Source organism: Pseudomonas sp. MNR3A (assembly GCF_009650575.1).
In the GTDB taxonomy this organism is placed as follows: Bacteria; Pseudomonadota; Gammaproteobacteria; order Pseudomonadales; family Pseudomonadaceae; genus Aquipseudomonas; species Aquipseudomonas machongensis.
In genome coordinates this window covers 43,222-55,364 of record NZ_VZZS01000014.1, presented here as the reverse complement: position 1 = coordinate 55,364, position 12,143 = coordinate 43,222, and the positions used below count along the sequence as shown (strand labels likewise).

The following is a 12,143-nucleotide window of genomic DNA, read 5'->3' as shown; positions in this document are numbered from 1 at the left end:
TCACTGCCTGCCGCGTTTCGCTGTGTGCTTTACGCTGCAAGTGGCGCGCATTCTATGGATGCCTCGACAAGCCGTCAACCCCTTTGTGGAAATTTATTTAAATCAACGACTTCCGCCCCTGTACAGAGGCTGCGCATGATGCGCCCGGGGATTGGCGTTGCTTTTCTGACGCCAGCCCGGCAAGCTCGCATCAAAGTGCCAGCACTGTAGATTTTTGCCCTTGAGCCGACACCCATGGGTAGAGCCTGTCCGCCAGGCTGCACTGTTCGCCCCCTGGCGAACTCACTACACTCAATGATGCAAAACTTCTTCATGAGGCGTTAACGGTGACACCACTTCTGATCACCCTGCTCATCGTGGCGGGTATCGCGTTGCTGATCGTGATCGGCTACCTCAACAATGTCGTGGAAAACGCCAAGCTCGAGCGCGCGCGCCTTAAAGTCGAGCTGACCGAACGCCTGCGCCGCTGCGGCGAGATCACCGAAACCTTCCCCGGCCAACTGATGACTCCGGCGCTCAAGCTGCTGCTGACCCGCCTGGAGCTGAATCTCAATCAGCGCCTGCTGGCGCTGGACAAGCACAACGGCGATTTCAAGGCGCGCATCGTCGAACTCGAAGGGTTGATTGCCAAGGGCGACAAGTTGCCGGTCAACAACCCGCCGAGCCCGATTCAGACCGAGGTCAAGGCCAAGGACGTGCGCTTCCTGCTCGAGTCGCTGCACAACCAGATCGTGCGCGCTACCCAGGAAAACTTCCTGCAGTCCAACGAAGGCAAGTACTGGGTCAGGGAAATTCGTCACATCCTGGTATTACTGCACATCGAATTCTTCAATAACCTGGGCCAGCAGGCGTTGCAGCAGAATCAACCTGGCCATGCGCGCCTGGCGTTCGAACGCGGCGTGCAGTACCTGCGCAAACAACCGGAACCGAAACAATATGAAGAGCAGCTGACCTACCTGGAAAAACTGCTCGCTCGCGCCAACGCGCAAGTACTGGACCAGATGGAACCGGCCGAAAATGACCAGAACGCGCTGACCCAGGGTCTGAAAACCGATGAAGACGAGACGTGGAAAAAGCGGGTGATCTACGACTGATCCACAACCGTTGAAAACAAGAAGGGCCGCAAAAGCGGCCCTTCTTGTTTTTCAGCAGTCGCTCAACGCCAGGAAGATCGACGCCAGGCGTTCCAGCCCTCGCTGATCGGCCTCACTGAAACGCGCAAGGCTCGGGCTGTCCAGGTCGAGCACGCCAATCAACCTGCCCTCCTTTACCAGCGGAATCACCAGCTCGCTGTTGGATGCGCTGTCACAGGCGATGTGCCCAGGGAAGGCATGCACATCCTCCACTCGCTGGGTCTGCAGGGTGGCTGCTGCCGCGCCACACACACCCTTGCCGAATGCGATGCGCACGCACGCCACCTGCCCCTGGAACGGCCCTAGCACCAGTTCTTCGTTGCGGTTGAGGTAGAAACCCGCCCAATTCAGGTCTTCCACCTGGTGGTAGAGAAATGCCGAGAACTGCGCGGCGTTGGCGATGAAATCACGCTCGTCGGCGAACAGCGCCTGCACTTGCGCAGCCAGCAGGTCGTAGCCATCGAGGCCTTTGCCACTGGCGTTGAGGTCGATCATTGGTTCTGCTCCAGCAATTGCAGTCCAACCCAGTAGCGGGCGAACTGGTAGGCACAACGGCCATTACGGTTGCCGCGGCCGGTGGCCCAGCGCGCAGCGAGGATGTCGAGTTCTTCTGTGCGCTGCCAGGCCAACCCGGCCGGGCGCGCCAGTTGGCCGATCCAGTGCTCGACCACGTTGAGGAAATGCTCCTGGGTGAACGGATAGAACGACAACCACAAGCCAAAACGGTCAGACAAGGCGATCTTGTCTTCCACCGCCTCGTTGGGGTGCAGCTCGCCGTCGATCATCTTCCAGTTTTCATTGTCGCTCTGCTTCTCGGGCACCAGGTGACGGCGGTTCGAGGTGGCATAGAGCAGGACGTTGTCCGGCGCCTGTTCGAGCGAACCATCGAGCACACTCTTGAGCACCCGGTAATCGCCCTCTCCCGCTTCGAACGAAAGGTCGTCGCAGAACAGGATGAAGCGTTGCTCGAGCTTTTGCAGTTGCTCGACCACCCGCGGCAAGTCGGCCAGGTGATCGCGCTCGATCTCGATCAGGCGCAGGCCCTGCCCGGCATGTTCGGCCAGCAGCGCACGTACCAGCGACGACTTGCCGGTGCCCCGCGAGCCCCACAGCAGGGCGTGGTTGGCGGGCATGCCATTGATGAACTGATGGGTGTTGCGGCCCAGTTGCTCACGCTGCTGATCGACACCGATCAGGTCCGAGAGCCGGATGTCGAGGCTGACTTCCAACGGCATGAGGTAGCCGCTGCGGCCATCACGCTGCCAGCGCGCAGCGAGGGTCGACGACCAGTCGATCTGCGGGCGGGGCGCCGGCAGCAGTGGTTCGAGGCGCGTCAGTATGGATTCAGCGTGTTCCAGGAATGCAATGAGGCGGGTGTCCATGAAGGTTTCCTTAATCAAGACCGGTTCAGGAGCCGAGGCGCAGCCAGTGCGGGACGACACTGCCCCTACAGAGCCAACAGGGGTTGTAGGAGCGAGCTCGTCTCGCGATGGCCGCGCACCGGCCCATTGATTGGATCGCTCGAAACAACAGACAGACCCGCCAGCAGCCGGGGCTGATCGGCTATGCTTGCGCAGCGCAAGGGGCGTTGAACCGGCTCGGGAACCATGGATATCAAGTTCACCAATCGCCTGTCATACAAGCAAGCCCGGTTGACAGTCCTGGTCGGCTTCATCCTGGGAACATTGCTCAGTCTCATCCAGATCGGCATCGATTATGCCAGCGAAGACGCGTCCATCAACCGCGAAGTGCAGGCATTGCTGCAAATAAGCCATGACCCGGCCTCGCGCATCGCCTACAACATCGATGCGGAGCTGGCCCAGGAGCTCACCGGCGGGCTGCTGCAGTCGCCAGCGATCATCCGCGCACGCCTGATCGACAACGACGATACGGTGCTGGCCGACGTCCATCGCCCGCGCCAGGAAGACAGCTATCGGCCGCTCAGCGACTTCCTGTTCGGCGAGCAGCGCCAGTTCAAGGATCGCCTGTTCCTCGCCCACATGCCCGACGATTACCTCGGCACCCTGTACCTGGATGTCGACACCTATGCCTTCGGCAGCCGCTTTCTCGACCGAGCCGGCATCACCCTGCTCAACGGCTTCGCCCGCAGCCTGGTGCTGACCGGCATTCTCCTGGGGTTGTTCTACATCATGCTGACCAAACCCCTGGTCACCGTCATCGGCGCCCTGAGCGGCAGCGACCCACGCCAGCCCGGCCAGACTCGTCTGGACTACCCCAACGGTCATGAGCACGACGAGATCGGGGTACTGGTGAAGGTCGCCAACCAGCAATTCGTCAGCATGGCCACCGAGATCCAGCAGCGGCGCAACGCCGAAAACCGCCTCACCCAGTACCTCAACGAACTGGAAGACATCGTTTCGGCCCGCACCGAAGAACTCAAGGCCAGCAACAGCCGGCTCAGCCAGTCCAACGAGGAACTGGAGGAAGCCCGCCGCCGCGCCCTGGACATGGCCCAGGCGCGCGCCGCCTTCCTGGCCAACATGAGCCACGAGATCCGCACACCGCTCAACGGCATGCTCGGCATGATCGCCCTGGCCCTGGACAGCGGGCTGAACGCCGAGCAACGCCAGCAGCTGTCGATCGCCCACGACTCAGGCAAGGTGCTGGTCGAGCTGCTCAACGATATCCTCGACCTGTCCAAGTTCGATGCCGGGCAACTGGAGCTCGAACGCATCCCTTTCGACATGGGGGCGATGGTCGAGGACACCGCCAACCTCCTGTCGCAGAACGCCGCGCCCAGTGTCGAGCTGACCTGCCTGATCGCTCCGGACTTTCCCAGTACCGTGCTCGGCGACCCCACCCGGGTGCGCCAGATCGTCAGCAATCTGCTGTCCAATGCGCTCAAGTTCACCCGCTTCGGGCGTGTCGACCTTCGTCTTTCGAGCATCGTCGGCGGCGTACGCCTGGAAGTGTGCGACACCGGCATCGGAATCCCGGAGGAAGCCCAGGTGCGCATCTTCCAGCCCTTCACCCAGGCTGGCGCAGGCATCACCCGCCAGTATGGCGGCACCGGCCTGGGCTTGGCCCTGACCCGTAACCTGTGCAAGGCCATGCACGGGCATCTGCATATCAACTCGCAAACCGGCTTCGGCAGCCGCTTCAGCGCCGATCTTCCGCTGCCCACGCACACCGAAGCGGTCCCGCCTACGCCGCTGAAGGGTCAGGTGGTGGCACTGAGCAACGCCTCCAGCGGTCTGGCTGAGCTGTTGCATGGCCTGCTGCCAAGCTGGGGGCTGGATTATCAGCGACGCGACGATGCCAGTGGGCTCGACGGCATGGCCATCGACCTGCTCATCACCGACGACACCGAGCACCTGTTCGAACTGCGCCCCGGTATCAACGCACCGATCCTGCTGGTCACGGCCTACGGCAACTTCCTGCCCGCAGAGCAAACCGCGCAATTGGCGCCTTTGCACCAGCAGGCACGCCCGCTGGCGCGCAATGCCCTGTACCAGATGCTGCGCCGTACCCTGCAAGGCGAAAACGCTACACCTGCCCCCTCCGAGGTCGGCCGCCTGCTGGAGCGACGCGCACAGATCCTTCTGGTGGAAGACAACCCCGTGAACCAGTTGGTAGCCAAGGGCATGCTCGCCAAGCTCGGCTGCCAGGTGCAGGTGGCCGCCCATGGTGCCGAAGCGCTGGAGATCCTCGAGCGCGAAGGATTCGACATGGTGCTGATGGACTGCAACATGCCGGTGATGGATGGCTACGAGGCCAGCCGGCGCATCCGCCAGAGCGGGCGCTGGCCCGACCTGCCGATCGTCGCCCTGACCGCCAACGCCATGCCCGAAGAGCGCGAACGCTGTCGCGCCGCGGGCATGAACGACTACCTGGCCAAGCCGTTCCGGCGCGAAGAATTACTCGCCCTGATCGACCATTGGGTGCCGGTCAGCGGTTGAGCAGACGCTCGATATCGGCTTCCAGCGCCTGTGGCTTGGTGGTCGGTGCGTAGCGCGTGACCTTGCCACTGGACGGGTCGACCAGGAACTTGGTGAAGTTCCACTTGATCTTCTGCGTCCCCAGCAGGCCGGGCGCTCGCTTCTTCAGCTCGGCGAACAGCGGGTGGGCGCCCGGGCCGTTCACCTCGATCTTGCGAAACAGCGGGAAGCTCACGCCAAAGTTGAGTTCACAGAACTGCGAGATTTCCAACGCATCGCCCGGCTCCTGCTTGCCGAACTGATTACACGGAAAGCCCAGTACCACAAGGCCCTGCGCGGCATGGTCCTGCCACAGTTTCTCAAGCCCCTTGTACTGCGGTGTGAAACCGCACTGACTGGCGGTATTGACCACCAGCAGCGCCTTGCCGGCGAAGTCGCCGAGTTTTTTCTGCTCCCCCTTGAGGGTGACGCAGGGAATGTCCAGCAACGCATCGGCCATGTCGATCTCCATTCACACTTGCGGTTTGAAATCCAGGCATACCGAGTTGATGCAGTAGCGCAGCCCTGTCGGTGGCGGGCCGTCCGGGAACACGTGGCCCAGGTGCGCATCGCACTGGGCGCAGGTGACTTCGGTGCGGATCATGCCGTGGGAGGTGTCGCGGATCTCGATCATCGCACTGTCCTCGATCGGCGCGTAGAAGCTCGGCCAGCCGCAACCGGACTCGAATTTGGTCTGCGCATCGAACAACGGCAGGCCACAGCAGATGCAGTTATAGATGCCGGCGCGATTTTCGCTGTTGTATTTGCCTGTGAACGGTCGTTCGGTCCCCTTCAGGCGGCATACCTGGTATTGAGCGGGGTCGAGCATTTCGCGCCATTCTTCAAGTGTTTTGTCGATCTTTTGCATGGATGGACCTCGGCAGGCTGAATTTCACCCTGCGCCGTCTTTTCCCTGGCGCGGGTGGCACGTATATTAGTTGGCTTGTGTGCAGACGATCAGTCTGGCACCCGCGCCCCGTCCTTTTCAAACCTTTTGACGACCGCGCCCCGCGACTTATCCATTCGGGATCACATCATGCAGTTCAGCAAATCGAACAAGCTCGCCAATGTCTGCTACGACATTCGCGGTCCGGTGCTCAAGCACGCCAAGCGTCTGGAAGAGGAAGGCCAGCGCATCCTCAAGCTGAACATCGGCAACCCGGCGCCCTTTGGTTTCGAAGCGCCGGACGAAATCCTCCAGGACGTGATCCGCAACCTGCCGACCGCCCAGGGCTACAGCGACTCCAAAGGCCTGTTCAGCGCGCGCAAGGCGGTGATGCAATACTGCCAGCAGAAGCAGATCGAAGGCGTCGGTATCGAGGACATCTACCTGGGCAACGGTGTGTCCGAGCTGATCGTGATGTCGATGCAGGCGCTGCTCAACAACAATGACGAGGTGCTGATCCCGGCCCCCGACTACCCACTGTGGACCGCAGCGGTGAGCCTGGCCGGCGGCAAACCCGTGCACTACCTGTGCGACGAGCAGGCCGACTGGTTCCCCGACCTTGACGATATCAAGGCCAAGATCACCCCGAACACCAAGGCCCTGGTGATCATCAACCCGAACAACCCGACCGGCGCGGTGTACTCCAGGGAGCTGCTGCTCGGCATGCTGGAACTGGCCCGCCAGCACAACCTGGTGGTGTTCTCCGACGAGATCTACGACAAGATCCTCTACGACGAAGCCGTGCACATCAGCACCGCCTCGCTCGCCCCGGACGTGCTGTGCCTGACCTTCAACGGCCTGTCGAAGTCCTATCGTGTCGCAGGCTTCCGCTCCGGCTGGCTGATCATCTCCGGGCCCAAGCACCACGCGCAGAGCTATATCGAAGGCATCGACATGCTGGCCAACATGCGCCTGTGTGCCAACGTGCCGGCGCAGCACGCCATCCAGACCGCCCTGGGTGGCTACCAGAGCATCAACGACCTGGTATTGCCGCCGGGCCGCCTGCTCGAACAGCGCAACCGCACCTACGAGTTGCTCAACGCCATCCCCGGCGTCAGCTGTGTCAAGCCAATGGGCGCCTTGTACGCCTTCCCGAAAATCGATCCGAAGGTCTGCCCGATCCACAACGACGAGAAGTTCGTCCTCGACCTGCTGCTGTCGGAGAAACTGCTGATCGTCCAGGGCACCGCATTTAACTGGCCGTGGCCGGACCACTTCCGCGTCGTCACCCTGCCGCGAGTGGATGACCTGGAGCAAGCCATCGGCCGCATCGGCAACTTCCTGCGCACCTACTCGCAGTAAGCGATCAAGGCCTTGTCGTGCCAACCGGCCGTGTTGGCACGACGTCCTCCGCCCCACGGATGAATTCTTACATCCTGCAACGGTCTATCTCCCGGCGACTCGCCGCGGCTCTGTCATACTTCGCGGTACACAGTTTGAAATAGTCGGCCAGTTGAATCGCCTTGGCCGCCACCTTATATACCCCGCAGTAGAGCGACATTTTCATCCGTCAGGAGAACGTAACAACCATGATGCGCATTCTGTTGTTTGTAGCCACCAACCTTGCGGTGGTGCTGGTTGCAAGCATTACCCTCAGCCTGTTCGGTTTCAACGGGTTCATGGCCGCCAACGGCGTCGACCTGGACCTGAGCCGCCTGCTGGTCTTCTGCGCCGTGTTCGGGTTTGCTGGCTCGCTGGTTTCGCTGTTCATCTCCAAGTGGATGGCGAAGATGACCACCGGTACCCAGATCATCACCCAGCCGCGCACCCACCACGAACAGTGGCTGCTGCAGACGGTCGAGGAGCTGTCCCGCGAGGCGGGCATCAAGATGCCGGAAGTGGGCGTGTTCCCCGCCTACGAGGCGAACGCCTTCGCCACAGGCTGGAACCGCAACGACGCACTGGTCGCCGTTTCGCAGGGCCTGCTCGAGCGCTTCTCGCGGGACGAAGTACGTGCGGTACTGGCCCATGAGATCGGCCACGTCGCCAACGGCGACATGGTCACCCTGGCACTGGTCCAGGGCGTGGTGAACACCTTCGTGATGTTCTTCGCACGTATCATCGGCAACTTCGTCGACAAGGTGATCTTCAAGAACGAAGAAGGCCAGGGCATCGCCTATTACGTCGCGACCATCGTCGCCGAGCTGATCCTGGGCATTTTGGCCAGCATCATCGTCATGTGGTTCTCGCGTCGCCGCGAGTACCGCGCCGACGAAGCCGGGGCTCGCCTGGCGGGCACTGGCGCGATGATCGCTGCCCTGCAGCGCCTGCGCTCGGAACAAGGTATGCCGGTGCACATGCCAGATACGTTGAAGGCCTTCGGCATCAACGGCGGCCTCAAGCAGGGCCTCGCCGGCCTGCTGATGAGCCACCCGCCACTGGAAGACCGTATCGATGCACTGCGTCGTCGCGGTTGATTCAACGCGATAATTGAAAAGGGCGACTCAGGTCGCCCTTTTCTTTGCTCGTATTCTGGCCAGAAGGCCAATCAACGCTGCAACCGATAGACCCGCTCCACCAGACTGCCGACTCCCGCCTTCTGGAATTTGGGGCTGTCCTCGATAATGTCCGGGGCCTCCAGCTCGGCCACTTGCCATCCAGCAAGTCCGCGCCGGACTTCGTCATCCGGCACCGAGAAAGGCGGCCCATCCAGACGCGACTGATCGTAGTCCAAGGTGACCATCAGCCCCTGGCAAGCAGCCGGCAGGCAGGCAGAAAGCAACTCAAAGTAACGGGTACGCAGCGCCTGCGGTAATGCAATCACCGCAGCGCGGTCATAGAGCCCCGCGCACTGCGCCAGATCTTCCGCCTGCAAGGCGAAGAAGTCACCACACCACAGCTCCACCAGGCCGCTGCGCCAAATCTCGAAGGCGCCATGGCGGGACACCTCGGCCTCAAGGCTGTGCTCCCGGAAGAAATCCGCCACCGCACGTTGCGACACTTCCACCCCTAGCACGCGATACCCCTGCCCCGCCAACCAGGCGACGTCCAGGCTCTTGCCGCACAAGGGCACCAGCACCTGGCTGCCGGGGGCCAGCATGCGCCAGTGTGCCTGCAGGTACGGGTTCACCTGCGACTGGTGAAAGCCGATCTGGTTGTCCGCCCACCGCTTGTGCCAGAACGCTGGCTCCATGACTCCTCCGATTTTTTCGATAGATAACTTGCAAAACTTATATTGGATGTCGATCGGTAACTGATCGAAGATGGCGGCATCTTAACCGCTCAGGACCCCGCCATGCTGCCTAGCCTGTTCATTTCCCATGGTTCGCCCATGCTCGCCCTGCAACCCGGCGCCAGTGGACCGGCACTGGCCCGCCTGGCGGCAGGCCTGCCGCGGCCGAAGGCGATCGTGGTGGTTTCCGCGCACTGGGAGAGCCAGGGACTGTCGGTGATGAGTGGCGCCCAGCCCCAGACCTGGCACGACTTTGGCGGCTTCCCTGCTGCGCTGTACGCCGTGCAGTATCCGGCCCCTGGCGCCCCCGAGCTGGCGCGCCAGGTGGCAGGCTTGCTCGGTGACGCCGGACTGCCCGCTCAGCTCGATGTACAACGCCCCTTCGACCACGGCACCTGGGTGCCGCTGTCGCTCATGTACCCGGATGCTGGCATCCCGGTAATCCAGGTTTCGCTGCCCAGCCGCCAGGGCCCGGCCCTGCAGTTGCAGGTCGGCAAGGCCCTGGCCGGCTTGCGCGCCCAGGGCATACTGCTGGTCGGCTCCGGCAGCATTACCCACAACCTGGGCGAACTGGACTGGCATGCCGGGCCAGACGCCATCGAGCCCTGGGCACGCGCGTTCCGCGACTGGGTGGTCGAGCAATTGAAGGCAGAGGATAGGGCCGCGCTGGAAGACTATCGGCAGCAGGCACCTTACGCGGTGCGCAACCACCCGAGCGATGAGCACCTGCTGCCCTTGTTCTTTGCCATGGGCGCAGGCGACAGGTTCGGGATCGTGCACCAGGGCTTCACGATGGGAGCACTGGGAATGGATATCTACAGGTTCGACTGATTCCAAACACCTCAATCGGCAGGCAAAAAAATCCCCGGCAAGCCGGGGATTTTTCATTGCTGCAGGACTCAGTCCTCGCGATAGCGGCGCAGCTTCAGTTGCTTACCGGCCACGCGGGTGTCCTTGAGCTTGGACAGCAGACGCTCCAGGCCCTCTTCCGGCAGCTCGACCAGGCTGAAGCTGTCGCGCACCTGGATGCGACCGATAGCGTCACGGGCCAGGCCGCCTTCATTGAGGATCGCACCCAACAGGTTCTTGGCGGCGATACCATCACGGGCACCCAGGGCGGTACGGCAACGCACGCGGCCTTCGGCCAGCGGCATCGGCGCGCGACGCTCGCGGTCACCACGTTCGCTGCGCTCACCACGATCACTGCGCTCGCCGGTGCGCTCACGCGGCGTGTAGGTCGGCACCAGCGGTTGCTCGCGCTCGACGGCAGCCAGGTCCAGCGGCTGGCCATTGGTGGCCTTGCGCAGCAACGCGGCAGACAGCGCGCGAGCCGAGCAGCCCAGGTCGGCAGTCAGGCGGTCGAACAGCTCACCATGGGTGGCCTCAGCTTCAGCCACCAGCGGTGCGAGGCTTGCGGTCAGCTTCTTGATACGCGCATCCAGCACGGCCTGTGGGCCAGGCAGACGAGCCTCGGCAACCTTCTGCCCGGTAACACGCTCGATCACCTGCAGCATGCGACGCTCACGCGGCGTCACCAGCAGCAGTGCGCGACCATCGCGACCGGCACGGCCGGTACGGCCGATACGGTGCACGTAGGATTCCGGATCGTATGGCATGTCCACGTTGAACACATGGGTGATGCGCGGTACGTCCAGGCCCCGGGCAGCGACGTCGGTAGCGACGACGATGTCCAGGCGACCGTCCTTGAGCGAGTCGATGACGCGCTCACGCTGGTTCTGGGCGATATCGCCGTTCAGCGCGGCAGCTTTGTAGCCCTTGGCTTCCAGCGCGGCAGCCAGGTCCAGGGTGGCTTGCTTGGTACGCACGAAGGCGATCAGCGCGTCGAATTCCTCGACTTCCAGCAGACGCAGCACAGCCGGGATCTTCTGGTCGGCGTGGACCATCAGGTGGGCCTGCTCGATCGCGGTGACGGTCTGGGTCTTGCTCTGGATCTTGACGTGCTTGGGCTCGCGCAGGTGACGCTCGGCGATCGAACGGATCGACGACGGCAGGGTCGCGGAGAACAGCACGGTCTGGCGGGTGGCAGGGATGGCGTCGAAGATCACTTCGAGGTCGTCCATGAAGCCCAGCTTGAGCATTTCGTCGGCTTCGTCGAGTACCAGGTACTGAACGGTGGACAGCACCTTCTCGTCACGACGCAGGTGGTCGCACAGACGGCCAGGCGTGGCGACGACGATCTGCGCACCGTTACGGATGGCACGCAGTTGTGGGCCCATCGGGGCACCACCGTACACAGCCACCACGTTAACGCCCGGCATCTGCTTGGCGTAGGTTTCGAAAGCGGTGGCTACTTGCAGCGCCAACTCACGGGTTGGCGCCAGGATCAGGGCTTGCGGTTCGCGCTTGCTCACGTCGATCTTGTTGAGGATCGGCAGGGCGAAGGCAGCGGTCTTGCCGGTGCCAGTCTGCGCCTGGCCGATCATGTCATGACCGGCGAGGATGATCGGGATCGACTGTTGCTGGATGGCCGACGGCTCTTCATAGCCGGTGGCCAGAACGGCGGCAACGATGTTCGGATGAAGATCGAGAGCGGCGAATCCGCCGGTTTCCTGGGTCATGGGTCTGCCTCTATGTGCATCCGCAAAGACCCATGCTCCAAAGCTGCACATGCCTTGAAAGACCCGGAGGTCACCCAGGCAGCTTTGGCGGCGGGGATTTGCGAAAACGATTGAAAAAGAATTACGTGGGAAAGGTCCGCCTAGCGGACGTGCAGCCGAAGCTGGACTCGGAGGGTTTGCACCACCTGATTTTGAGGTCCGCTAAAAGACCGGCGCGTACTATATACGAATTCGCGTTGATCTGTGAGAACTTTTTCACAGGCAGCGGCCATTATAAGGCCATCATTTAATCGAAAACTGAAACGTTTTTTCACGAGCGGCGGCGACTGCTTCGCGGGTAAACCCGCTCCCACAGGGTCGGCGCCACGCTCAAGG

General features: G+C 62.3%; 10 protein-coding genes and 1 pseudogene. 5 read left to right on the top strand and 6 right to left on the bottom strand.

The genetic code is table 11. The annotated features are described in order from the left end of the window. Positions 1 to 326: 326 nt before the first annotated feature. Positions 327 to 1,094 (top strand): hypothetical protein, encoded by a 768-nt coding sequence (locus F6X62_RS10935; protein WP_054893050.1) that lies wholly within the window; start codon positions 327 to 329, stop codon positions 1,092 to 1,094. A 51-nt stretch (positions 1,095 to 1,145) separates the two neighbouring features. Here F6X62_RS10935 and F6X62_RS10930 read toward each other — a convergent pair whose 3' ends face one another. After that, positions 1,146 to 1,628, bottom strand: a complete 483-nt coding sequence (locus tag F6X62_RS10930) for a GAF domain-containing protein (RefSeq protein WP_054893049.1) — start codon at positions 1,626 to 1,628, stop codon at positions 1,146 to 1,148. After that, the gene (locus F6X62_RS10925; protein WP_112897744.1) at positions 1,625 to 2,515 is read right to left on the bottom strand and encodes an ATP-binding protein; all 891 of its coding nucleotides are present in this window, start codon (positions 2,513 to 2,515) and stop codon (positions 1,625 to 1,627) included. Before F6X62_RS10925 ends, F6X62_RS10930 begins: the two co-directional genes overlap by 4 nt. Positions 2,516 to 2,740: 225 nt before the next feature. Here F6X62_RS10925 and F6X62_RS10920 point away from each other — a divergent pair, with 225 nt between their 5' ends. Continuing rightward, a complete protein-coding gene (locus F6X62_RS10920; RefSeq protein ID WP_153773494.1) occupies positions 2,741 to 5,053 on the top strand; it encodes a response regulator in 2,313 nt (770 codons plus the stop codon). On the opposite strand, the gene F6X62_RS10915 is transcribed toward F6X62_RS10920, so the two are convergent. Beyond that, a complete protein-coding gene (locus tag F6X62_RS10915; RefSeq protein ID WP_065861244.1) occupies positions 5,043 to 5,531 on the bottom strand; it encodes a glutathione peroxidase in 489 nt (162 codons plus the stop codon). The two genes, F6X62_RS10920 and F6X62_RS10915, sit on opposite strands and share 11 nt — an antisense overlap. Positions 5,532 to 5,543: 12 nt before the next feature. Further along, the gene (gene msrB, locus F6X62_RS10910; RefSeq protein ID WP_153773493.1) at positions 5,544 to 5,939 is read right to left on the bottom strand and encodes a peptide-methionine (R)-S-oxide reductase MsrB; all 396 of its coding nucleotides are present in this window, start codon (positions 5,937 to 5,939) and stop codon (positions 5,544 to 5,546) included. 168 nt (positions 5,940 to 6,107) lie between these two features. Here msrB and F6X62_RS10905 point away from each other — a divergent pair, with 168 nt between their 5' ends. Further along, positions 6,108 to 7,319 carry a pyridoxal phosphate-dependent aminotransferase gene (locus F6X62_RS10905; RefSeq protein WP_054893044.1) on the top strand — a complete coding sequence of 404 codons (1,212 nt, stop codon included), beginning with the start codon at positions 6,108 to 6,110 and terminating at the stop codon, positions 7,317 to 7,319. A gap of 227 nt (positions 7,320 to 7,546) precedes the next feature. Then, positions 7,547 to 8,434 (top strand): protease HtpX, encoded by an 888-nt coding sequence (gene htpX, locus F6X62_RS10900; protein WP_054893043.1) that lies wholly within the window; start codon positions 7,547 to 7,549, stop codon positions 8,432 to 8,434. Positions 8,435 to 8,505: 71 nt separating this feature from the next. Here htpX and F6X62_RS10895 read toward each other — a convergent pair whose 3' ends face one another. Further along, positions 8,506 to 9,150, bottom strand: coding sequence for a thiopurine S-methyltransferase (locus F6X62_RS10895; RefSeq protein WP_153773492.1), 645 nt, complete (start codon positions 9,148 to 9,150; stop codon positions 8,506 to 8,508). Positions 9,151 to 9,252: 102 nt separating this feature from the next. On the opposite strand from F6X62_RS10895, the gene F6X62_RS10890 reads away from it, so the two are divergent. Continuing rightward, positions 9,253 to 10,020, top strand: a complete 768-nt coding sequence (locus tag F6X62_RS10890; protein WP_153773491.1) for a class III extradiol ring-cleavage dioxygenase — start codon at positions 9,253 to 9,255, stop codon at positions 10,018 to 10,020. Positions 10,021 to 10,088: 68 nt separating this feature from the next. On the opposite strand, the pseudogene F6X62_RS10885 reads toward F6X62_RS10890, so the two are convergent. After that, positions 10,089 to 11,802, bottom strand: a pseudogene (locus F6X62_RS10885) (DEAD/DEAH box helicase). Positions 11,803 to 12,143 lie beyond the last annotated feature (341 nt).

What these genes read in the sequence shown, in the direction of transcription:
- F6X62_RS10930 (WP_054893049.1), bottom strand. Translation starts at nt 1,628, where the DNA reads ATGATCGACCTCAACGCCAGTGGCAAAGGCCTCGATGGCTACGACCTG.
- F6X62_RS10925 (WP_112897744.1), bottom strand. Translation starts at nt 2,515, where the DNA reads ATGGACACCCGCCTCATTGCATTCCTGGAACACGCTGAATCCATACTG.
- F6X62_RS10920 (WP_153773494.1), top strand. Translation starts at nt 2,741, where the DNA reads ATGGATATCAAGTTCACCAATCGCCTGTCATACAAGCAAGCCCGGTTG.
- F6X62_RS10915 (WP_065861244.1), bottom strand. Translation starts at nt 5,531, where the DNA reads ATGGCCGATGCGTTGCTGGACATTCCCTGCGTCACCCTCAAGGGGGAG.
- msrB (WP_153773493.1), bottom strand. Translation starts at nt 5,939, where the DNA reads ATGCAAAAGATCGACAAAACACTTGAAGAATGGCGCGAAATGCTCGAC.
- F6X62_RS10905 (WP_054893044.1), top strand. Translation starts at nt 6,108, where the DNA reads ATGCAGTTCAGCAAATCGAACAAGCTCGCCAATGTCTGCTACGACATT.
- htpX (WP_054893043.1), top strand. Translation starts at nt 7,547, where the DNA reads ATGATGCGCATTCTGTTGTTTGTAGCCACCAACCTTGCGGTGGTGCTG.
- F6X62_RS10895 (WP_153773492.1), bottom strand. Translation starts at nt 9,150, where the DNA reads ATGGAGCCAGCGTTCTGGCACAAGCGGTGGGCGGACAACCAGATCGGC.
- F6X62_RS10890 (WP_153773491.1), top strand. Translation starts at nt 9,253, where the DNA reads ATGCTGCCTAGCCTGTTCATTTCCCATGGTTCGCCCATGCTCGCCCTG.